The organism is Scytonema hofmannii PCC 7110 (genome assembly GCF_000346485.2).
Classification (GTDB): Bacteria; Cyanobacteriota; Cyanobacteriia; order Cyanobacteriales; family Nostocaceae; genus Scytonema; species Scytonema hofmannii.
In genome coordinates this window covers 1,926,096-1,948,594 of the sequence record NZ_KQ976354.1, presented here as the reverse complement: position 1 = coordinate 1,948,594, position 22,499 = coordinate 1,926,096, and the positions used below count along the sequence as shown (strand labels likewise).

The window sequence follows — 22,499 nt, the reverse complement described above, 5'->3', positions numbered from 1 at the left end:
GCCATTAGTCATTAGCCATTAACTCTTGATAAGCTTGTTGGCAATGCTCGTAATTCTCAGAGTTTACATCCGCATTGCTAAAACATAATTGCTCGTGAGTGGTAATTAAAGTTTCATATGGTTGTACGGGGGTTACAGACATTTGTAGCAATTGTAAATACTCCCCGTCTGTACGGCTGGGCTTGTGGGGAAGAACTCCGCGCTCGTGTAAATGCTGTAACATGGCGAAGTATAAACAGCGACAAGCTTCACGATGGTTTCCCTGTCGAGAAAAGTCTTGCGATCGCGCTAACCATATCGCGACTGACATCTCGCTTTCTTTGCTTTTACCACTAGAACTACTTGAATGACTGATTCTGGCTAACCAAGAATAAAGATAGGGGCTGAGTTCTCGCCATAACCGCCAACAGACCCATAGTAAGAATAAGCTGAGTAGTAGCCAAAATATGAAGTTTAGTATGTCAAACAACCAAGGGCTTATTTGCCATCCATTAGGTAGTTCCGGTTTAAATTGGAAGCCAGAAAACTGATATTCTATCCATTCTCCAACTTGTTGTTGCAATTGGGAGAACTGCCAATTCCAACTTGTTTTTTCAAAAGAATCTAAGGACATAGAAAAAGAGGGGGGAGGGTGTAGGGGCGCAAGGTATTGCGCCCATACTAACTTTCCGTCCTTTTTATCATGACCGACCCAAGGACGACAAGCAGCGCACCAGTTGCCAAAAATCCTAAATCCCAAGCTAGCTGGTGCAGTCCGGGTTTCACATGATGAATGCCTAGAATATGATGGTCAATGACGCCTTGAACGCACCCCAACCAAATCAATAGATTATGGTTGAGGAATCTTGCGCTACGAAACCCGAAGGCTTCACAACGTTTCCAGGTATACTGGCGTCCTCAGTGAGTCGTGGGGAACTTTTGCCCTCGAACACCCTAGAAAAATTAGCAATTCCTAAATAGATAATTGCTGCATAATGGTCGTGCCTCTACGAAACTTCGCTTTGCCGTACCAATATTATTTTACTACAATGTTGCTCCGCTTTTTATACTAGCTTCGTTAACCCCGCCTAAAATGTAGATATTTTTATAGTATTTTTAGGCGGGGACTGCACGAGCGCATCTTTGTTCAACCAAATTGAACAATCCAGCGCCAAAGAAGATCGACCCAAAGTAAAGGTTGAATGACCACGGAACATCATCGCGTCCTCCAGCCTTCCACAGCAAAATCACTCCTATCACGGTCATTATCCAGTCAAAAGCATGGAACAAACCATCCCAAACCGTGTTTATATCTATATTAGAGACTGTGGTTGGAGGTCGAACACTGCTTAACATATGATGCCATTGGAGAATTTGATGCAGGACTATGCCATCAAAGAACCCACTTAGCCCCAAACCTAGAAAAATTCCAGCAACAATCAACGGTGTGCGATCGCCTTTGGCGCAAGCTGTACCCAGCTTATCGCTTTTGGCGCAAGCCGTACCCGGCTTATCGCTTTTTTCGCTTTTTGCCTCCATCCCTCACCTCATATCATCTCATTGCTCCTCAGCATAAAACTGTCTTCCAAACTCCATCTTCTACCCAAAGACACTTACTTCAGAAGAATTGAAATTTACCCAGTTCTTGCTAGTATCTACAGTTAGGGAAGAAAATAGAGGCATAAAAAAGCAATTTTCATATGACTATTTATTTTTACAAGGTTTGGCAGCCTTACGGTTGTTTTTCTAATTTTTCGTTTCACTCCATCCAATTTGATGGCGTTTGCTGGTCTACAGTTGAGCATTATTACCAAGCTCAAAAGTTTGTAGGAACACGAGACGCGGTAGCTATACCTCTCATTTATGCTGCTGAAACACCAGAACAAGCAGCAGCATTGGGGCGCGATTGTTCTCGCCAGGTTCGTCCTGACTGGGAGATAGTGAAAACTCAAGTGATGAGAGAAGCCGTCCTCAAAAAGTTTCTAACTCATGCCGATATTAGAGAAATTCTTTTGGCCACAAGCGACCAACTTATTGTAGAAAATTCTCCTACCGATTATTTTTGGGGCTGTGGAGCCAAGAACACAGGTCAAAATTATCTTGGTAAAATCCTAATGAGCGTGCGTGAAGACCTCCGTACTTTACCGTCCTTGTCAAGGATTTCGGAATCTTTGAGATTTGAAGTTTCAAATTGATCCTTCCCACCTATCCGGTAAAACTGGGGCATTTCACGGTTCGCGGGAAGTAGTCATTCTTCTCACAAATCTTTGATTAACAAGTCCAGAGATTGTACCCGTAGGTATATATTAATCTTGGTGCAATTATTCCATATTTTGGCAAATCTCATGAAACAGCTCCTCAACCAAGTATGTAATTTGAAAAATAGTATCAAATTGCTATTTCTGCCACTTGTGATGGTAGTTCTCGCTTCTTCTCTGTTTGTTATGCCTGCTTTGGCTACAAGTGTGTATCAAATACCAGATATCACACCTGGTAGCACTTGGGTTGTCGATCAAGGTGAAGTTATCAGCCGTTCCAACGAAGGCAAGATTAGCAGCGCTTTTGAGAACTTGGCAAAACAAACAGGAAATGAAGTCAGATTTGTTACAGTTCGCCGTCTTGACTATGGTGAAACTCCTGAAAGCTTCACAAAACAACTATTTGAAAGATGGTTTCCCACAAAAGAGCGCTCGGCAAATCAAACACTACTGATGATTGATACCTTAACTAACGGTATCTCAATCGTTACTGGTGACAAAGTACAATCTTTGATGTCAGATGACATTGCTAAAAGTGTAGCTTATGAAACTTTGACAGCACCATTACGGGACGGCAACAAGTACAATCAGGCGTTTTTAGATGCAAGCGATCGCTTAGTCGCCGTCCTATCTGGCGAACCCGATCCAGGACCACCCCAAATTGCTGAAAAAGTACAGGTAGAAGGCACTTTCACAAAAGCAGAAGACACCGACCAAGGTAATGCCACTGCTTGGGTGATCGGGCTTCTCATTGCTGCAACCATTATCCCGATGGCAACATACTACGTTTACCAGATTAATCAGCCATCATCTAATGGGTAATAGGGAGTGGTGAGTGGGGAGTAGTGAGTGGGGGATGAATAAATCTTTTTCATACCCCTATTCCCCATTAGCCATTCCCTACTCCCCAATTAGTCCTGAACATACTCTTGCCCTGTCACCAAAGCAATCTCGGCGCGGATGAATTCCCGACCTAAGTAAGCAGCGTGGTCTAGCTGAGTGACCGGACAGGGTTGAGTTTGCTCAAAGATTCTAACGCAGAGTTCTTTTGCTGTTCTGCCACTGAAGACTATAGTGTGAGTTCGTTCTACTTTTCCCCGTGCGGGAATCACTTGCCCTGTTTCAGGATCGACCGCTAAACCGCGATCGTCAATAACATTTGTATAATGCTTGGCACAAATTAAACCTTCTTCCCGATTCAGGTAAATAATGAAATACCCACTTGGGTCAAGATCGATATGACGCTGAGAAAGCTTTTCATCAATTACCGCTAAATCTGAAACAGTCAAATCCATATTCTCCTTAAAATTAACATTCAAAAATTGGAGTTTTTACCTTTACATAACCTCTTCTTAAGTTTAGATCTTTGCCTGAACTAAGTAGATCCGCAAAAATCTAAACAGTTATATAAAAAAGAAATGCAAAACTCACTAGTCACTGGTCACTGGTCATTGGTCACTGGTCATTGGTCACTGGTCATTGGTCACTGGTCACTGGTCACTGGTCACTGGTCACTGGTCACTGGTCACTGGTCACTGGTCACTGGTCATTGGTCACTGGTCACTGGTCACTGGTCACTGGTCACTGGTCACTGGTCACTTAAAAGGCAACTCCGCATTCATTCCCTCAATCTCCTGCTGTTCGAGTTCATTCACTTGATTGATATAAGGGCGCAGAATCTGTGACAAACGATTATTGTAAAAGCGATGCAGGCTGTAATTGGCAGTAGCTGGAAACCCGCGACGTTTTTTATGCCGTCCACCCGCTCCGGGGTCAAACAATTGGACACCGTTTGCGATCGCCCATTCTATTGGTGTGTAGTAGCAAGCATCAAAATGCAAGCAGTCAATTTCTTGAAAAGAACCCCAGTAGCGCCCATACATCTGGTCATTTTTCATCAAGCAAAAAGACATCCCCACTGGCTGACGGTTATCCTGTTGGTTGTAGGCGGCAAAAAACACAACCCGATGGCGGTAATGGGTATGCAGTTGCTCAAAAAACCGCTTTGTTAGGTACTTACTACCCCACCAGCCAAATTTATCACAAGTGTCTGCATAGAACTGGTACATTAAAGGAAATAAGGATTTAGGAATTTCATCACCAAACAACGACTGTAATCTCAAACCAGCTTTTTCCACTGCTTTACGTTCGCGTTTAATATTGCGACGTTGATTGGCATTGAAAACTGACAAGTAGTCATCAAAAGTCTTAAACCCGGAATTTTGCCAAATGTAGCTATGGTGCAGCCAAGGGGTAAAACCTTGACTTTCCAGAATTGGACGCCATTGTGGATCTACATAGAGAAAATGACAACCAGAAATATGGTGTTTGGTACAGAAACCGTCAATTTCACGCACCATCATTGCTGTGATTTCATGCTCATCCTCTCCTGGCGCAATTAAAAATCGATAACCTTCAGCCGGTGTAAACGGAGACATTCCCAGCATTTTCGGGTAATATTCTACACCAATACGTTGTGCTAAGTCAGCCCACTGATGATCGAAAACAAATTCGCCATAACTGTGTCCTTTAATATACAAAGGCGCTGCAGCGATGAGTGTTCTGTCCCGCCATACAGTTAAGTGATTTGGTAACCAGCCAGTATTCGCAGTGGCACTTTGGGAGATTTCAAGATTATTCAGCCACTCCCACTCTAAAAACGGTGTTTTGAGTGGCAACGCCAAAGCATCCCATGCATCTTTGGGTACTTCAGAAATTTTGTTGTTCCAAGCAACTGAATAACGAGGCTTTAGTTGTTCCAACATTTTTACGTTCAATACTAAGCAAGATGCCAATTTTGGGTGTGAGCTAGTAACTCTGGGAAAAATTCCCGAAAATCATTTTCCAACTCACTCTCGTGTGTGATTAATTCGCTGACAGCTAGGTTTAAACTGAAGGGCTTAGACAGCCGCATGGACAATCTGTGAGATATCCTCCTAATGGTCTTTTCTACACCAGCTAAGTTGCGATAAGATCCCAACCAGTCCTCAGCCGCCATCCGATTTAAAATCTCTCTTACGGGTGTGGGTATTTGCCCTGGATAAGCTTGAAATGACTCATATATCTGGGTTGTAAACTCATCAAGCGGTATATTCGAGTACACCGACCAATTCTTTGCCAGAAAGTAATCGTAAAAGATATCTACAAGTATTCCAGCAAATCGTTTGTACCTTTGACTAATTCTGCCTTTGCTGCATCGAACAATGACGTGACAATCAGTAAAGGTATCAACGACTTTATGGCACTCCATCCCTCGTTGGATCCCAAAGTTCAAATCCTGGCGAGCTGAACCTTTGACTAAATCCGCAAGGAGGTTTCCCAAGCGACTTTCAACGTTCTTTTCCGACAAAAACAAGTGGGCTAGCCAGTTCATAAAAAGCTTGTAAGGTTTGGACGTTGTAACGCCGTCTTTCCATAGAGGAAAAACGATGCTGAAATTTTGCTAAAGGTCAAAATACTGAAAGTGATAATTGTATTAAATTTTAACACTATTCTTTTGACCGCTTAAGAAAATAATGCAGAAAGACCTCTTGTTCGATGGTGCGAACTTCTAATAATTGCAAGCTCGGCGCTAAATCAGGGAAAAATCCATCTCCTTCTACTGGTGTAGGTGCGGCTGCACCACCTATAATCAACGGACAAATAGTGAGCCAGAATTCATCAATTAAATCTATTTTCAGCATTGAGGAGACTAACTCACCACCACCCAAAACAGCCAAACGTTTTATGCCTAAATTTTTCAGATGTTCTAAACCAGCCTCTATGTCAATTTCTCCTGTTGGTTTTTCAAAAACTAGTATTTTCTCAAAATCTGAACGGTTTTTCCAAAAAAGCGCTCCTGGTGATGTAGTCAGTAACCAACGGCTAATTTTTTGCCGAAAGAAGCGAATTTCCGGATTTAGGTGAGCAGAATGTGTAATTACTATTTGTATCGGCTGAGGAGGCTTTCCTGTGCGAGCGCGTTGTTGCAGCAGTTGTGGGTGTGATACGGTGAGTGTTGTACCGTAGGCACGGAGAGTACCAGCACCGAATATGACAGCATCAGCCAAAGCAATTTGTTCTTCCAGATGGGCTTTATCAGTTTTTGAACCAAAGCGGGCAGGCGATCGCGTGACATCTGATATCTTGCCATCTGCACTCATTGCTAAGATTACTATGGTATGTGGACGGTCTTGCACAGTTCAATTGGATTGATAGTTTTTATGTTTTCAAAGAAAATTGTTACTTTTAACAATACAATGCTGGAAACTTTCTGTTCGGAAATTTCATCATGATGATTTGCGCGTAAATGACAGTTGCATGGGCAAGCGTTTTTATGAGGGCTCGTATACTTGACTTCTTTTTCCTATTGAACTTTTTTATATTTTAAATAGGATTGTAAGATAGGGAATTTTGTAACTCAAGAACAACAGCAACTTTTTTGAGTGGCTGCTGTGATTGGCACATCATTAAGAGAGACTGCCGATGGCTAAACCCCGTCAATCATCCTTTCGGAGAATTTTAGTGTCAAAAATTTTGCTACTGTCAGTTCCAGTTTTATTGATAGGGGAGATTGTAGCTTATAAAAAGGCACGCTCTAGTCTGCTAGAAACAGCTCGGCAAAATTTAACAGAAAGTGCCATTATTAAGGGCGAGAAGCTTGTAGAAGCAAGTGCTGCTTTAAAAATAAATGTAATCAACGCAAGTCAAACAACGACGGTGCGATCGGGTTTACCTATGGAAGTGCAGCGATTTCTGAGCAAGATTGCGAAACAACTACCAAAACAAATCGATTGCATTCAATTAATCGACCCCCAAAATAATGACATCCTAGCTAGTACTTGTGGCATCAAATCATTTGGTGAGGTAAAATTTCCTTTTTCCAGTGAAGGCTTTAATGTCGAGACAATATTACCGCCAGAATTTGGAACAACCGGTCAAAAAAATATCCGAAATAACCTGCAACTCATGCTATCTGCACCCGTGTACGATAGTGAAGAAAATATGCGTTATGTCTTGAGATTTAAATCAGTCCTAATGCAACAAAGAATAAGTCATAAACTGGGATTATTAACTGGCTCTACAGTCATTATTTCTGATGATGGGACAATCCTGGCACATCCAATAGCATCGCGAGTAGGAACGAATATAAAACAACACGCTGATGCTTCAAGACTACAAAGCATTGTTAAAAACGCTTTGCTAGGAAGGCAAGATTTTCTACATTTATTTTTTGAACAGGAAGGTGAAGAATTACTAGCAGGCTATACAGCTATTCCAAGCCCTCTTACAGAAGGACAAAATAAAAAATGGGTCATAATATCAGTCACGAGTTTAGATGATGCTCTTTACGGGCTTCAAGACATAAAAATTATTCTTGCCGTTTTAACATTTGGTTTGATTGGAGCAAGTGTATTAGCTTCACTGTATGTAGCTCGTTATTTAGCAAGTCCTGTAGAAAAACTACGAGACTATGCCTTGAATCTCCACCTCAACGAATCTACACAACCAGTTCCTGATAATTTCCAAATTCGTGAATTTAACCAACTAGCGCAAGCACTGCACCAAATGTTAAACCGACTCAAAGTTTGGGCAGAAGAGTTGGAATTAGCATGGAAAGAAGCTAAAGATGCCAATCAAGTAAAAACTCAATTCTTAGCAGCAACTTCCCATGAATTAAGAAATCCGCTCAACATTATTATTAATTGCGTTCGCATAGTAAGAGAAGATATGTGTGACAACAGAGAAGAAGAACTAGAATTTCTCCAGCGTGCTGATGATACAGCAATTCACTTGTTAGGCATTATTAACGATATCCTTGATATTTCTAAAATAGAAGCAGGCAAATTATCAGTCGTTCTGAAACCTGTAGATTTAACACAAATTTTAAAGGACGTTATCAACATACAATCTGTTAACGTGCAAAAAAAAGGGTTGCAATTAAATATTCCACAGCTAGAAGAAGCCATACCCGTTAATGCTGATTCAGCAAAGCTAAAACAAGTGCTCATTAATGTTATTGGTAATGCAACCAAGTTTACCGAAGAAGGAAGCATTACAATTGCTACAGATATTCAGGATCGTGATGATAAGTCTGAGGTTATCATAAAAGTTAAAGACACAGGTATAGGGATCGATCCCACACAACAGTCAAAACTCTTTCGTCCCTTTGTAATGATTGATGATGCCAATGCTCGTAAGTTTGGCGGTACGGGATTGGGGCTAGCAATATCACGAAACTTAATGGAACTTATGGGGGGTACTATTACTCTTGAAAGTCAGGGTAATAATTTGGGGACAACAATTACAATAACTTTGCCTTTAATTGATATCTCTTTATTAAGCGAATCTGAAGACAAAGAAGGCTCAAAAAATATTAACCCTTCCACTCAAAGTAAACAAGCAACAGCAACGACACAAGCAGGAGATACAAACCATAAAGGCAACTTCTTACCGTCTAATTTCAATAAAGAAATTAGAAATCCTAGATTTAGGATGCAAAAGCCAGTGACCAGTGACCAGTAATCAGTAACTGGTCACTGGTCACTGATCACTGGTCACTGTCTCGCTTGAGAGATTCTGTCAAAGCAGAAAGAATTTGTACTAATTCTGTACCAACCCAACCAGATGAAGTTTCTGAAGGAAGATTATTGAGAATACAGTTAATAAAGCTATTGCATACCTCCTTTAATGGTTCTGCTTTTTCTATTTCTAGGACTTCTTGTCTTTGATTGATAGGAATAAATTTGTTTTCTCGTTGTTCAAATTCCCCATGTAGCAAGGTTAAAGGTGATGCAGGTGACATTTCATCAAAAATGAGACTACCAAGACTGCCCACAATTGCAAGCCGTCTTTGTTTGTCGGGATTTAACCAGCATAAGTGAATATAAACTTGAAAGTTGTTTGGGTATGTAAGCGTCACCCACACTAAATCCGATAGCCCTGGTTGCAACCAAACTTTACCTGTAGCCTCAACTTTTATGGGTATTTGATTCAGCCATGTGTTAAAGATGGCAATATCGTGAATGGCTAAGTCCCACAATGCATCAACATCTTGACGGACTGGTCCTAAATGAGTACGGGTAGCATATCCATAACGTAAGTCACCCAATTGTCCTTTTTGAACTATAGCTTTTCCTCTTTCAATGGCTGGATGGAATAAGTAGGTGTGATCGACCATCAACTGTCGTTTCTGTTGTTCTGCGAGTTGGCAAAGTTCTCGACATTCTCTGGGCTTGAGAGTCAGGGGTTTTTCTGCCAAAACGTGGTAACCCCAATGCAAAGCATCAGAAATTAGGGAGTAATGAGTACTTGCAGGTGTGGCGATCGCAACGGCTTCTAAACCTTCAACTTGTTGTATTGCTTGCCACTCAGTTGTCAGTAGTACTTTGTCATCTAAATGATATTGCTGTTTTACCTCTATCAATCTTTCAGGACTCGGATCTACGACTGCTTTAACTTCAACTTGCGGCTGTTCGAGAAAATTCCGCAACAAATGTATTCCCCAACGTCCAACGCCGATTACAGCAATTTTAATCATTTGACTAAGATTTTTCTTGAGTGTTGAGTGCGAGAAAAGCAACTTTTGCGGCTGCTTGTTCTGCTGCTTTTATTGAACGCCCTTTCCCTTCTCCAAGCTTTTGTCCGTTCAGCCATACTTCTGCAAGGAAACGTTCTTGAATGTGTTGTGGTTGAGTTTTCTCTATAACTCGATATTCTGGTAGTACCTTATACTGTGCTTGCGTCCATTCTTGTAGAGCAGCCTTATAGTTTAGTCTGGCGGGATCGAGACGAATTTCCGTAGTAAGTTGCTTAAAATGGGGATCGAGCCAAGAACGAATCAGTTCAAGACTTTGAGTACTTAGATAAAGTGCTCCTAAAACTGCTTCAAAAGCATCTGCAAGTCGAGATTCCTGACCAATTTTGTCAGATGTAGCACTTCCTGCGACGAGTAAGTATAACTCCAAACCATACTCTCTTGCTAGTTGGGCAAGAATGCGATCGCTGACCAGTACCGAACGGATTGCTGCAAAATCTCCAACTGAACAATCTGGGTAACTTTCCCACAAGACAACTGCTGCTACCAAACGAACGACAGCATCGCCAACAAACTCAAGCTGTTCGTAGTTAGCTGACTCAGACACTGTGGGATGAGTCAATGCTAAATCCAGCAGTTGCCACTTTATCGGAGCTGCTATTGGCAGACCTAATTTTCTTACTAAACTTTCAAGCTGCCTTTGACGGCGTGGATAAGCAAGACTCATTGGTCACTGGTCACTGGTCACTGGTCACTGGTGATTAATAAGGAGAGAGTCGGACATAAGCCGGGTTCTGTTCTCTAATGTAAAAATATTTTGCCAAACATTCTTACATTTTGAGGGCAGTTATCTATCTGGGACGCCTGTTACCAGACGCCTCTAGCGGCTCTTTTTTACGGAACTGGTAAAAGACCAACCGTAGTTCCTTTACCTTGCTCCCAACCGGGGTTTACCGAGCCACGACCTCTCAGTCGTGCTGGTGCGCTCTTACCGCACCTTTGCACCCTTACCGACAAAATTTTAGATTTTAGATTTTAGATTTTAGATTGAATCCAAAATCCAAAATCGTCAATCCAAAATCGTGTTGGCGGTATCTTTCTGTGGCACTATCCTCACGATCGCTCGCACTGGGCGTTACCCAGCAAGTTTGGTCTTTCGGGAGCCCGGACTTTCCTCAAGCTAGCTTTCTTCAAGCTGACCTGCAACCGCCTGCGCCTACTCTCTCCTTATAACCAGTGTAATCTTGGATGACTGAGAAAGTATGAGCGATCCACGACATAAGGATGAAATTCTTAATTTTTTTGCTTTGCTACAAGTTTTCTTACAGTTTGTTTTATTTTTTACCTTTTCTTATTCCAAGGGAGAGCATACGTCCAAGGAAGCTTTCTGACTGTAAAGGGACAGTTGACAACACATACGGGAGAGAAATCCCTACCTGGAGCAAGACCGACATATTTACTTGCCAGTCGTAGCACCAAATTCAGTGAAAAGTCAAAGTTGCGTTTTCTGTCCATGAACTTGCTAAATTCTTTTTTTTGCGCCCTGACAGGGCTTGATTTCCATTTGAGGACATTGGCTATCGATGCTTCATCTCGTGCTTTATAGATTCTCGTTTCCAGGTCGAGCTCGAAAACACTTTCTGATGAGACTTTCTCTTTTAAAGTTGTTTTCGGAACAATTGCACTTGTCACTTGAGGGACAGCTAAGTCACGGATTATAGCTGGTTTGTCCACTGGTGTTTCCCGCATCACGCGCCGTGAAACTCCATCGAATTCCATAAAAGTACAATTGTCCCAGTCTACGTATATTATGATATCCTCAGATTTATTTTCAATATTAATGGATAAGTCTTTTGGATCTTTGATTGAGTACATTGGTTTGAGCGAGAAAGACACTCCAATTTTGTCTTGAAGTTCTTGTTCTTTCAGTTGTTCATCTACCTTGGCTTTGTTGAATTCCAGCTTTATTTGGTCATCAATAGAGTCAACCATTTGGTTGAACGTGTAAGTGATGCCAATGACGTAAAGTGTTAAAACTAGTAAGTTTGTATCACCATCTCTCATATTTGATATATAGCCTCCTGTACTTCTGCTTGAATATTAAACTCACTTTTTGGAATCACTTTTAATTTTTGATAAGTTCTGGAACCAGCCTTTCCGCCAGAAAATCACAATCAGACTAATTGCGATCGCTACCATAACACCCAAACAAAGAAAGTAGCCCCAGTACCAATTAAGTTCGGGCATATTGTACGGGGACTTTTCTGTATTAAAGTTCATACCATAAATTCCGGCAATAAAGGTGAGTGGAATAAAAATTGATGACATAATTGTCAAAAACTTCATCACCTCATTCATCCTGTTACTCACCGCCGAAAGATAAACATCCATTAATCCAGATGCAAGTTCTCGGTAAGTCTCAATCATATCCATTACTTGCACTGTATGGTCATAACAGTCTCGCAGGTAAATCCGCACTTCGTCACGAATCAGTTCATTGCCATCCCGAATGAGTGAATTGATGGCATCCCGTTGCGGCCATATATAACGCCGTAGTTGCAATAATTCTCGCCTTACACTATAAATTTTTTGTAGTGTTTCTCGGGTAGGATTAAAGATTGCTTCCTCTTCTAACTCTTCAATTCGATCGCCATAATGCTCTAAAACTGGAAAAAAGCCATCCACAATCGCGTCGAGTAGAGTATAGGCTAGATAATCGGCTCTACGCTTGCGAATGATCCCTTTATTGTTGCAAATTCGCGCTCTTACCCCATCCAAACAATCATATTCTGGTTCCTCTTGTACCGAGAGTAGGTAATTTTCTCCCAATACTAGACTCACTTGCTCGCTGTGAAAGCCTAGTTTTGTTGGTTTTGGCACAACCATGCGGCAAATAATAACCAATTGGGCTTCATATTCTTCTATTTTTGGACGCTCTGTCACATTAACTATATCTTCTAACACCAGAGGATGCAAACTAAAAACTTTGCCCAACCGTCGCAAAACGTCTTCATCTCCTAGACCTTGTACCTCCACCCAAGAAATAGATTGTGTATCTAAATAGAGAGCACACTCTTCTGGAGTTGCTATTTCCTTACGAATAACATTGATAGCGTTATAGTCAATTAACGATATCTTTGGCAGTGGAGAACCGGGAGAAATATAGAGAACTCCAGGCATTGTTCCCGGTTGGTGATGGTATCTCTCTATGGGATATGGGGTGACCTCTTGAGAAGAGGGGCCACTTCTTTTTGCTGTTGTATGCCGTTTGCGAACTTTTCCTGCCATTTTAGGAGATTGACGAACTTTTTTTGCCATTTTAGAAGATCGATGCACTTTCTTCGGCATAAATATTTTTGACTCGTCATATTATCCAATAGCGTTAAATCGTAGTAAATCGGTATGAATCCAGATTTGTTGTTTTCACTTCGGGGTTTTCAGCCGTTTTCCTTATAAAGTATACCCTTGGGGTATACCGCTACTCGTGAGAAATTCCCTAGCCTAAATGTAGGGTTTTAATTTAAGCAAAGGGAAAAAATAATATGACAACCAACGTTTCTCGTGAGATTGACAAAAAGACCAATGGCTCTTTGTGGATTGGTGTTTTGTTGATTGTTTTGGGGATTAGTGCGATCGCAATGCCTGCTGTTTCGACAATTTTTGCAGAGACTTGGGTAGCCTTGATACTCATCTCTTCAGGCGCTGCGAAACTGTCCTACGCAGTACAAACCCGCGATCGCGGAGGATTCATTTGGAAACTGTTATTAGGCGGGCTTTACATAGCAACTGGTATCATGCTGTTTATTTATCCCTTCACAGGAATCCTCACACTAACCTTATTGCTTGGTAGCTTTTTACTAACAGAAGGTGTATTCGAGTTACTGTTGGCATTCCGTCTGCGTCCTCAAGAGAATTGGACTTGGGCATTAGGTAACGCTATTGTTACCTTAGTGCTTGGTGTCATGATTTGGTTCCAATGGCCTGCTGATGCCCCTTGGGTTTTGGGAACACTAGTTGGTGCTAGCGTTCTATCCACAGGTGTCTCACGCGTGATGATGTCACTGAATGCGCGTGGTGCAATTAATTCCGACCAAGCTGCAAGTACTTAAGCCACCTGCGCTATCTTGGCGGCGACAGACTTCACTCTGTCGCCGTTTCACTAAATCACAGAATAATGGAATAAATAGGTTTATAATGGAGTGAAATAGACATTTCGCCCCATTCATGTATATTACTCCAATGTGAGCTTCAACAGCGCTACGGCTATCATCCTAAAACTTTGAGTAGAGGTTCTGAGATGGTAAGATTCAAAGCAGAAAATCTCAGGAGTGGACATCGGCGCTATCTTGTTGAATCTCAAAGAAAGAATGGTTGTTGCGGTTGACGATAGACCAATCATTCTTTATGCTGTGAGTTTCTACTGCTTCCCAAAAAGATGACCTAACAAGCCAAATTGAATATCTTGGCAACAATTACCCAAACTATAAATGTAAAGCGTGAGTATGGATCGGGGCTGAACTTTAAGCGCCAAAAATTTGTAGCACTAATGGAACAAGTTTTAAAGCAAGAAGTGAAAACTCTAGTGGTTGCACACAAGGAGCGCTTATGTCGATTTGGGTCTTACCTTGGAGAATGGATTTACAATGCTCATAGGTGCGCTCTCGTTATTCTCAACAGTACTTACAAACCACCTCACCAAGAATTAATGGAAGACTTTATGAGTATTAAGCATTGTTTCTCCGACAAACTTTATTTTCTCCGCCAGTATGAAAATTTCAGAAAAGCTGAATTCTCGACTGACAAAACGGACAATTCTGTGTTATGAATAGTTGTCAGGAGGATTGAACAATGACCAAGCGCAAAAAGAAACCTAAAAATGAAATTCATCAGATGTCAACACAGATCGTTAACGTTGTTTTAATTAACGACGCTGTTAAGTCTGAATTGTTGGATCTTATGGAGCGCTTAGGTGTTGTTCGTTCTGAAGCTTACAACAAACTTGGTAGTATTCGGCACTGGGGAATGAATTGGCGCTCTGCATATCCTGAAGTTCGTTCATTTAGGACGCCTGAGTCTCTAGGACTACCATCCAAACTGATGGAATGGACAGTCAGTGATGTCGCTAAAGCTATACTTGCTCAACAAGCTGCTACGATTGCTAATTTAAGGGGGAAAATTTGGGCAAGGTATCCTGGGAAGGAAAATGAAGAAACTCGAAAGCTCGCTTACCAAAAATTAAATTCTACTGAATTTCTCTCGGATTCATTTTTGAGTCGAATTGTGAGAGACGAGTTTGAACGCGGTCATACCAGGGTAGATAATCAGGTTGTTTATCAGCCAGAAGCCTACACTTGTACTCGCTTAAGCCGCTATGTATATAGACTAAATGTATCTGGCTTAAATAGAGGCAAGCGGATTCAATTCAATATAAGAAGCAACCGCAAGCCGTCTGGACAAATTAGACTTATTTACAATTCAGAGTTAGATCATTTTGAACTTCACTTTGTAGTCAACTTTGGGATTTACACCAAATCGCCTGATGAAGAAAGAACACCTATAGGTATTGATAAAGGATATACAGAAGCCTTGATCGATTCAAATGAAAAAGTTCATGGGGATGGCTTAGGCAAGCTATTAACTAAAAAATCAAATCGCATGACTAACAAGAATCGCCAGCGGGGTAAATTATTTGCTATTTTTCGTAAACACGAAGAGCACGACCCAGTAAAAGCTGCACGCATTCTTGAAAATAATCTGTCTAGAAAAACCGAAAATAAACGTTATAAAAAAGACCAAGCTGCTATCTCTTCATTGCTTGGTACTGCATCTAAATCTCTGTTTGCTTCTCGGAAGCTAAAAGTTTTTGCCGAGGACTTGACGCAACCCATTAAAAACAAGCGTCAGTCAAAATCTTTGTCTCGCAAACTGAATAGTTGGGTAAAAGGGAAGCTGCGAGATAGTTTACAAAAATGGGCTGATTGGAGTGATTCAGTCATCACAGAGGTCAACGCTGCGTATACGTCACAAACTGATTCCATCACGTTGACTCTTTTAGGGAAGCGTGTTGGAGACAGTTTTACCAGGCATACTGGGGTCGTTGTGCAGTCAGACTGCAATGCTGCTAAAACTGTCCTTCATCGAGGTACGGATCGGGACATTACTCGCTACATGGGAGCGAGTCAAGTGCAAGCAGTGTTATTGCGTCGTACTGCAATGTTTTTGAAGCTTGAAGGCAAGAGTTTGGAAGATGCGGTGAAATTGGGCTGGCTCGATCCTAAGCATCGGAAAAACCCTGAGTTTCAAAAACTGGTAAGTGGGAGCTAGCCAACGTCTAGAAAGAAAAGTGGAAAGCCTAAACCTTAGCTGTTACACCACTTCTCACTCAGACATCAATTCTGTTTTATACCGTTTAATGGGATGCATGTCCCATTTCATGAGTCTCCCCCAACCTTGAACAAGCCCACAGATGCTTGCAACTGCTCCGCTACTTCTATAGTTTGTTGTAGAGAAGCAGAAACTCTGTGAGAGGAATCGCAAGTGCGTTCAGAGACATGAGCAATTTCCTTCATCAAATGGGTAACGGCGTGAGAAGTCTGAGCCTGAGAAACTGTAGCGAGGGAAATCGATTCCACTAGCTGGTCGATTCGGCGAGACACATCTAAAATTTGTCCCAGACTCATCTTAGTATCTTTGACCAGATGAGCTCCTTCAACCACCTGAATAGTTCCTAATTCCATAGCCCTAACCACTGAAGAGATTTCTCCTTGGATGTTTTCAACAATTTGTTCAATTTCTTTAGTAGCCGCACCTGACTCCGATGCCAGTTGAACGACTTCTTCTGCTACCACTGCAAAACCTTTACCTTCCTCACCTGCACGTGCTGCCTCAATACTAGCGTTGATTGCTAACACGTTAGTTTGGAGAGTAATTTCGTTAATGAGTGAAACAACCTTGGAAATTTGTTGAGAAGACTCACCCAGACACTTCATCTTTTCTGCTGTTGCTACAACCGTTTCCTGCAAATTTAAGATACTTTGTACTGTGCAGTCCATTGCCATCTCACCAGCCTCTGCGGTGGTAGAAGCAGTGCGGGCTACAATTGCTGCTTGACGAGCACTCTCTGCCACGGCTTGAATGGAAAGCGTCATCTGCTCTACCGAATCAAGAGTGTAATGAATCTCTCCAGCCTGTTTAAGTGCTTCATCAGCAAGTTGACGAATGGCACCTTCATTTTCTCCAACGGAAAGATTGACCTGAAGAGCAGCATTTTTCACACTCGTCACAATTTCTCGCAGGCTTTCAATGATGGTATTAAAAAACTCAGCCACTGTACCAATTTCACCAGAAGTCACTTCCGCACGAATCGTGAGATTACCTTTAGATACCTCTGCAACATCGTTGAGCAATCCTACCACTTGACGCTGGATAGCTTCTTTTTGTTGACGCTGTTCTTGAGAAATAATTTCAGCTGCTTGTTGAGCTTGTTCTGTTTGTTCTAAGAGAGTTGCTTGGTCTAGAGCAAAGCCAACTTGAATCGCCACCTGCTTGAAGAAATTGATGTTTGACTTCTCCCAAGTATGCAGTTCAGAATTTTGATAAGCCACTAACAAGCCCAAAAGCTTGTTTTCGGAGAGAATCGGTGCTACCAAATTCCCCTTGTCTTCAAATGCGTCTAGTTGGTCGAGGTAACTTTTGGTTTGACTGGTTTCAGAACTGTTCTCCATTGCATTGATACAAGCTTTCTGATACTTCTCAACATAATCTTGAGCAGAACTAATGTTCGCCTCCAAGTTTACAGACCAATCGCTACTAACTGATTCAGCAAAGATGCTCTCTTGGCAATTCTCGTTCAAGAGATAAACTACAACTCGATCCGCTTGCAAAGCAGATCGAACTTCCGTTGCTGTTGTATGAAATATATCATCTTTGTTTAGAGATTCACGAATGCGAGAGGTGATTGTATTCAGTAACCGTGCTTGGTTAGCCTCGGCTTCTTGACGATGGGCTTGTTCTGCCAAGGCTGTTTCAGAAACCACAATGTTATCAGCCATCTTATTAAAAGTCACAGCCAACTGACCCACCTCATCTTGAGAGAAAACCTCGGCTCGCGCTTGGCGATCGCCTTCGGCAAATTCCTGATTGACTCGTTCTAGCTGTTCGATAGGCTTAGTAATGGTTTGCCTGAGAATAAGCACCCAGATACCAGTCATTATCAACGCCAGGAGCAATACCACCCCTTCTTGCCACAAACTCTGGCTAAGCAAGTTGTTGAGAGTGGTTTCTGGAGTTCCCCGTACCAAAACAGTAACGGGCTGACCGTTAAAAACAGGAACAGGACCGCTACGGTCTTGTTCAATAAGATTAGGAATTGCCTTAGCAGTCATTGTATAGGTTTGGGTTCCTACAACCATCCGTCCGGTCACGATTTCTCCAGGAGGCGCAGATGCAGCTGCAGCAAGTAGAGATGTGTCGCTCAAAGGTATGTGAGGTTTAGCCTGCTTTACTTCCGGAGCTTCCCCTTGGTCTAAAGAGGTAGCCAAGGTAAACTCTCCTGTAGGTCTGCGTAAATAAATACCACTGTAGCCGCCGTTGAAATCTTTCAAGATTCCTGCCATGATTGGCAACTTTCCATTGACAATTTCCCCAGCGATCAAAACTGCAAGTACTTTGGGTTTGCCTGGAGCGCGAATCGGTGTCAGGGTGTAACGTATGAGCGTATCTCCATCGGTACTAAACAGTAGAGGAGATCCTTTAGCCAATTCAACAGAACTCACAACTGTATTGGCTTTAATTTGCTTGCCATTAGTAAAAACCTGACGAACCAAGTTGTTAGGATTAAAAACAGTTCCTTCTCGTTTGCCATTAGCATTAAAAATAATCTTAAAATCCCTTCCAACCAGGGTGACATACTCAATCTTCCGGGCTTTGGCTTCGTTCTGCAAAATCCGCTCAACTTGTTTTTTTAAAGCAGGAGACAAGGTGTAGCTTTTCGCATAAACCTTAGCAGCATTAATGATGACAGGATTATCTGATTGACTCCTGAAACCAAGCCCTGTTTGGTTGACTTTGAGGTTAATATTAGTCTCGGTGACGGTAACTTCTGATTGAGCTCGTTCAAGCAATTGTGTTCGCAACCCCGAAGTGATAATCCACCTCCCCCCCACACTCAGTCCTACAATGGAGACTAGTTGAGCAGCAATCAAAGCTATCATCTGCTTGCGACCAACAGAGAGGTTACAAAACCAGTGTATGAAAAAGAGGTTGCGTTTTTGCTCAGAAGCAAGGCTAGGTTTAGATTGGATCTCTGGTGATAGCTGTAAAGTACTCTCCCACCTCACCTTAGCAGCATCAGTCTTTAACTGGGGTATAGCGGCTTGTGGGCGAATGAAATCCTTTTGATTCTCGCCCAAACTCACTGGATTTTTTTGAGTCGTCATAAAATAAGTGCTTTTAATCAATAGTGAATTGTAAAACTCCAAAGTTTCAGTGGTAGAGCTTAACCTAGTCTATGATTCTCACCAGAGCAAATTATCTGTGTTTTTAAACTATCATCTTCCAATAGCATTTTAAGCACTGATTTTTAATATTTTTTAATATCAGACTTTTCCTACTTTTCTCACCTTTTCTCAGGTTTAAATCAAATATATACGGTAGAGATATATAGGAATCCTAAATGATTTATGAAAAACTTTAACTACTGTAGGGTGGGCATTGCCCACCACAAGATTTAGTTGGTGGGCAATGCCCACCCTACGTGTAGTTCAAAAATCAAATAGGATTGCTATATTGTTGTTAAGTTGGCTTAGATCCCCGACTTCTTGGAGAAGTCGGGGATCTTGTAGCCGTCAAATTAACTTTACTGGGTTAAGCAATCTTTAAATTCTTCTTCTTATCCTCTTCCTTCGTGCTCTTTGCGTCTTTGCGGTTTTTTCATCATCCCTCAAAATCAAAGTGGCAAACCACTAGTCTATCAACCTTAATTTTAAGTCTTCAAATATTCTAAAGTCTGTACTCTCTCTAAAGGCGTTGAAAACCTTTAGCTGATTGCTTTTGACCCTTACCTTTAGGCTTAGATTTACTAACTTCCACCACAGCTTCTTGAAATAAGTTGTGTAGGTGTATTGGTACGCTAGCAATATCGGGTAAATCTGGTTCTATAGGTTTGTTGAATTCTTGCAATAATGTGTCTAAATCTTTTTGAAGATGAAACTCCGGACGCTGTAACACTGTTTGCACAACTTTTTCTAACTGTATGGGATACTGTTCAGCTAAGCGTTGCCAAATAAAGGCGTTAATACTTTTATCTTCAAGATAAAAACGAATAAGTTTTTCCGCACCTTCTATATTTTGCCAGTCTTCTGTTTCTACAATTTGTTTGACCTTGGCATAAGTTGGGAGAAACATTTGTCCCCATCGGGGGTGTGAAAGAGCAGTCACTTGTTCTGCTTTCTTTAGCTCAGCAGGTAAGTCAACTTTTGGCATTACCATTTTTCTGGAGTTATTTTTACTGCTCAACATTTGAGAGACTGTTTTGGAATCAGCGCCAAATTCCTCTGCAACTGCTTGGATATCTTCTTGTTCAATACCGGATTCTTGTACGATTTCTTCTAGAGATTTTGAAGTGTCAATACCTGCTGCTTCCAAACGTTTTTGCGTCATGACTTCTTGAAATTCAGCAATTTTCTTGTTGAGTTGATACCCCGGTAATGTGACTTCATCACTCCCAAAAAAGTCTACGAATTGTTGATGATATTGTTCTACTGATAACCAAGCTTCTTCTAGTAACTCAGGAGCATCCCCGTAGAGTTGGTTGCGATAATTGTCTTTAAAATTACCAATCGCCACTGCTAGTTTCGGTTTGCCTAGTTTACCCATCAGTGTCTGTGGACCGGAGAATGTCCAGTAAGTATCAGTTACAGGAGAAATACGGGTAAGTATAATTTCTCCATCTTTGACACGAGACAGTTCTTTTTGGATTTGAGCATTGTTTGGCTTGACTGTGTAATGCTTTGCTGTGAGCCAATTCATGAGTTCAAAACCATCGGGTAGAATCTGGGTGACAGCAAATAAGCCAATAAATGTATGATGCCAACTTTGAATAAGTTTGCGATCGCTTTCTGACAACTCAGGCTGGCTTTGTATATACAGATCCAGTGGTGAGGAGTTTCCCACTCTTCCTTCTGTAATAAATGAGTCAGTCACGAAATCCTTTTGAAAACTGTCACCGCTACCACGGCGCGATTTTTCCGCAGCATAGGTTTCCAAGGCTTGTGCGAGTTCATCCTCAGCATCAAACACAAAATCAGTTATATCTTGTTGTAGTTGGTGCGATCGCTCTAATATGACATCCACAAGTTTATTTCACAGAAACCTACAATTATACATTAGAGGTTTTGAGAGAATTTGAGTATCTGCGCTGAGGAGGAATTTTATTTAACCTACTTGTATGCTTGACTTCGATGGGCCAACCATAACGACTTCAAGTATACGGTTGTCATCATTAACTTTATAGATTACTCGATAATCTCCAACCTTAATTCGCCAAGTACTCAATTGTCCACTCAACTTTTTACAACCATTTGGACGTGGTTCAACTGCTAAAGCCTCAATTTTAGGAGAAATTCGACCAATTACTTCCGTTGGTAAGTTGTCAATCTCCTTTTGAGCAGAACGAGAAAAAATTACTTGATACTCATTCACTCAATTTCCCCTGCTCAATCAGCGACTTTTTGACTTCTGAAAATGGCAAAGTGGGTTCATTAGCTCGCCGATCAACAATCAAGCTATAGTAAATATCCTCCCAAATTTCACCATGCTGTTCAAAGTTAAGCAACACCATTAATTTACCACCCTGCTCATCAACTAAAAACTGAACAGTTACAGGTATGTCAATCTCTTCTTCCACATTAGCCCAAAGATCGCCGTGTTCTTTCAAATCGATCAACACAGCAGTTTTCTGCCCCAGAAAGTTTCTGAGATACTGAACTCCTAGAAACTGAATTTCTTCCTCCAATCCCAAAAAATTATCCTTGTGGTTGTGAGTCGAAGACTGAATTGACTGCATACTGGTTTTTTAATAGAGAACTTCTCTAATTTTACTGTTTTCAGCTTAAACCATCAAAATCATTTGCCTCTTTCTGGTAATTTGTTACATTTGCTATACTGTATTCTACAAACATTTCCCGTGCCAAAATTCACTTTTGCTGATTTTCAGGAACAAAACTTGATGAACCCCTATAAAGGATTAAAACTAGGATTAAAACTGGGATTGGAGTTTTGGCTACCCTTAGTACTTTTAGGCTTGGCTTTCTGGGTAGGAGGCGGATGTGTCATGGATGGAATTTTGAGTCAGCCGAACCAAAGACAAAATCATTTAAAGGTTGAAACGCAATCGGTAAAGCAACAGAAAACGGCTGTACTTTTGATTAAAGCAGAAATAGACAAATATCACGGTGTTTCTAGAGTTGAAGTTAAGACAGCTTCCAAAGCACTGAAAGGATTAAAGTTTGAGTTTTCAGTCACAGAAGCGAGCCAAGTTGAAACCGCGATCGCTAAAGAGTTAGGATTACCCCCAGAGGATATTAGGAATTTGATGCACTACCAAATAAAACTGAGGTAGTAGTATACTAAAATTTAGTGGGGTCTAGTTGTAGAAATTAGCATGGCTGATATCATAAGCATAGCTGAAAAGACCCTTGTCGCTCGGCAAAAGCTACCTGAAGCGTTTGGCTTACCGTTTCTAAAAA

The 22,499-nt window shown here is 41.4% G+C and carries 21 protein-coding genes, 1 other RNA gene and 1 pseudogene; 7 read left to right on the top strand and 16 right to left on the bottom strand.

Features of this window, described 5'->3' with window-relative positions:
- Window positions 1-4: 4 nt before the first annotated feature.
- The 3 genes and pseudogenes from WA1_RS08430 to WA1_RS08425 all read right to left on the bottom strand — a co-directional run.
- The gene (locus WA1_RS08430; protein WP_026134892.1) at window positions 5-613 is read right to left on the bottom strand and encodes a DUF4129 domain-containing protein; all 609 of its coding nucleotides are present in this window, start codon (window positions 611-613) and stop codon (window positions 5-7) included.
- 47 nt (window positions 614-660) lie between these two features.
- Entirely contained in the window at window positions 661-765 is a 105-nt protein-coding gene (locus WA1_RS52465; RefSeq protein ID WP_419183612.1) for a hypothetical protein, read from the bottom strand.
- Window positions 766-1,125: 360 nt separating this feature from the next.
- Window positions 1,126-1,458: pseudogene (locus tag WA1_RS08425) on the bottom strand (DUF2243 domain-containing protein); the annotation flags it as partial.
- 221 nt (window positions 1,459-1,679) lie between these two features.
- On the opposite strand from WA1_RS08425, the gene WA1_RS08420 reads away from it, so the two are divergent.
- Window positions 1,680-2,174, top strand: a complete 495-nt coding sequence (locus WA1_RS08420) for an NADAR family protein (protein WP_017745510.1) — start codon at window positions 1,680-1,682, stop codon at window positions 2,172-2,174.
- Between the two features lie 150 nt (window positions 2,175-2,324).
- Window positions 2,325-3,059 (top strand): photosystem II repair protein Psb32, encoded by a 735-nt coding sequence (gene psb32, locus WA1_RS08415; RefSeq protein WP_017745511.1) that lies wholly within the window; start codon window positions 2,325-2,327, stop codon window positions 3,057-3,059.
- Between the two features lie 89 nt (window positions 3,060-3,148).
- On the opposite strand, the gene WA1_RS08410 is transcribed toward psb32, so the two are convergent.
- From WA1_RS08410 to WA1_RS08395, 4 genes are all read right to left on the bottom strand, one after another.
- Entirely contained in the window at window positions 3,149-3,532 is a 384-nt protein-coding gene (locus tag WA1_RS08410; protein ID WP_017745512.1) for a DUF4346 domain-containing protein, read from the bottom strand.
- Window positions 3,533-3,832: 300 nt separating this feature from the next.
- Window positions 3,833-5,002, bottom strand: coding sequence for a GNAT family N-acetyltransferase (locus tag WA1_RS08405; RefSeq protein WP_017745513.1), 1,170 nt, complete (start codon window positions 5,000-5,002; stop codon window positions 3,833-3,835).
- A gap of 14 nt (window positions 5,003-5,016) precedes the next feature.
- Window positions 5,017-5,610, bottom strand: a complete 594-nt coding sequence (locus WA1_RS08400; RefSeq protein ID WP_017745514.1) for an acyl carrier protein phosphodiesterase — start codon at window positions 5,608-5,610, stop codon at window positions 5,017-5,019.
- A gap of 115 nt (window positions 5,611-5,725) precedes the next feature.
- Entirely contained in the window at window positions 5,726-6,415 is a 690-nt protein-coding gene (locus WA1_RS08395; RefSeq protein WP_081402861.1) for a RibD family protein, read from the bottom strand.
- A 286-nt stretch (window positions 6,416-6,701) separates the two neighbouring features.
- Here WA1_RS08395 and WA1_RS08390 point away from each other — a divergent pair, with 286 nt between their 5' ends.
- Complete coding sequence (locus WA1_RS08390; RefSeq protein ID WP_017745516.1) at window positions 6,702-8,741, top strand: HAMP domain-containing sensor histidine kinase; 2,040 nt, start codon at window positions 6,702-6,704, stop codon at window positions 8,739-8,741.
- Window positions 8,742-8,766: 25 nt separating this feature from the next.
- Here the strand turns inward: WA1_RS08390 and WA1_RS08385 are convergent, their stop codons facing one another.
- From WA1_RS08385 to corA, 5 genes are all read right to left on the bottom strand, one after another.
- The gene (locus tag WA1_RS08385; RefSeq protein WP_017745517.1) at window positions 8,767-9,756 is read right to left on the bottom strand and encodes a Gfo/Idh/MocA family protein; all 990 of its coding nucleotides are present in this window, start codon (window positions 9,754-9,756) and stop codon (window positions 8,767-8,769) included.
- A 4-nt stretch (window positions 9,757-9,760) separates the two neighbouring features.
- Window positions 9,761-10,480, bottom strand: coding sequence for a ribonuclease III (rnc, locus tag WA1_RS08380; protein WP_017745518.1), 720 nt, complete (start codon window positions 10,478-10,480; stop codon window positions 9,761-9,763).
- A gap of 41 nt (window positions 10,481-10,521) precedes the next feature.
- Window positions 10,522-10,976: RNase P RNA component class A (rnpB, locus tag WA1_RS08375), an RNA gene on the bottom strand.
- 118 nt (window positions 10,977-11,094) lie between these two features.
- Window positions 11,095-11,817 carry a hypothetical protein gene (locus tag WA1_RS08370; RefSeq protein ID WP_017745519.1) on the bottom strand — a complete coding sequence of 241 codons (723 nt, stop codon included), beginning with the start codon at window positions 11,815-11,817 and terminating at the stop codon, window positions 11,095-11,097.
- Window positions 11,818-11,859: 42 nt separating this feature from the next.
- On the bottom strand, window positions 11,860-13,071 hold the full coding sequence (gene corA, locus WA1_RS08365; protein ID WP_017745520.1) for a magnesium/cobalt transporter CorA: 1,212 nt from the start codon (window positions 13,069-13,071) through the stop codon (window positions 11,860-11,862).
- Between the two features lie 224 nt (window positions 13,072-13,295).
- On the opposite strand from corA, the gene WA1_RS08360 reads away from it, so the two are divergent.
- The 3 genes from WA1_RS08360 (at window position 13,296) to WA1_RS08350 (ending at window position 16,077) form a co-directional block, all read left to right on the top strand.
- Window positions 13,296-13,862, top strand: a complete 567-nt coding sequence (locus WA1_RS08360) for an HdeD family acid-resistance protein (RefSeq protein WP_017745521.1) — start codon at window positions 13,296-13,298, stop codon at window positions 13,860-13,862.
- Window positions 13,863-14,215: 353 nt separating this feature from the next.
- Complete coding sequence (locus WA1_RS58585) at window positions 14,216-14,578, top strand: recombinase family protein (protein WP_201789079.1); 363 nt, start codon at window positions 14,216-14,218, stop codon at window positions 14,576-14,578.
- 23 nt (window positions 14,579-14,601) lie between these two features.
- On the top strand, window positions 14,602-16,077 hold the full coding sequence (locus WA1_RS08350; RefSeq protein ID WP_017745523.1) for a hypothetical protein: 1,476 nt from the start codon (window positions 14,602-14,604) through the stop codon (window positions 16,075-16,077).
- 107 nt (window positions 16,078-16,184) lie between these two features.
- On the opposite strand, the gene WA1_RS08345 is transcribed toward WA1_RS08350, so the two are convergent.
- The 4 genes from WA1_RS08345 to WA1_RS08330 form a co-directional block, all read right to left on the bottom strand.
- Window positions 16,185-19,190, bottom strand: coding sequence for a methyl-accepting chemotaxis protein (locus WA1_RS08345; protein ID WP_017745524.1), 3,006 nt, complete (start codon window positions 19,188-19,190; stop codon window positions 16,185-16,187).
- 580 nt (window positions 19,191-19,770) lie between these two features.
- Window positions 19,771-21,105, bottom strand: a complete 1,335-nt coding sequence (locus WA1_RS08340; RefSeq protein ID WP_017745525.1) for a hypothetical protein — start codon at window positions 21,103-21,105, stop codon at window positions 19,771-19,773.
- A gap of 81 nt (window positions 21,106-21,186) precedes the next feature.
- Window positions 21,187-21,453: a type II toxin-antitoxin system RelE family toxin gene (locus WA1_RS08335; RefSeq protein WP_017745526.1), complete on the bottom strand. Its 267-nt coding sequence runs from the start codon at window positions 21,451-21,453 to the stop codon at window positions 21,187-21,189.
- Entirely contained in the window at window positions 21,446-21,817 is a 372-nt protein-coding gene (locus WA1_RS08330) for a hypothetical protein (protein ID WP_017745527.1), read from the bottom strand. Before WA1_RS08330 ends, WA1_RS08335 begins: the two co-directional genes overlap by 8 nt.
- 120 nt (window positions 21,818-21,937) lie before the next feature.
- Between WA1_RS08330 and WA1_RS08325 the strand changes: the two genes are divergently transcribed.
- Complete coding sequence (locus WA1_RS08325; protein WP_017745528.1) at window positions 21,938-22,372, top strand: hypothetical protein; 435 nt, start codon at window positions 21,938-21,940, stop codon at window positions 22,370-22,372.
- Window positions 22,373-22,499: the final 127 nt, after the last annotated feature.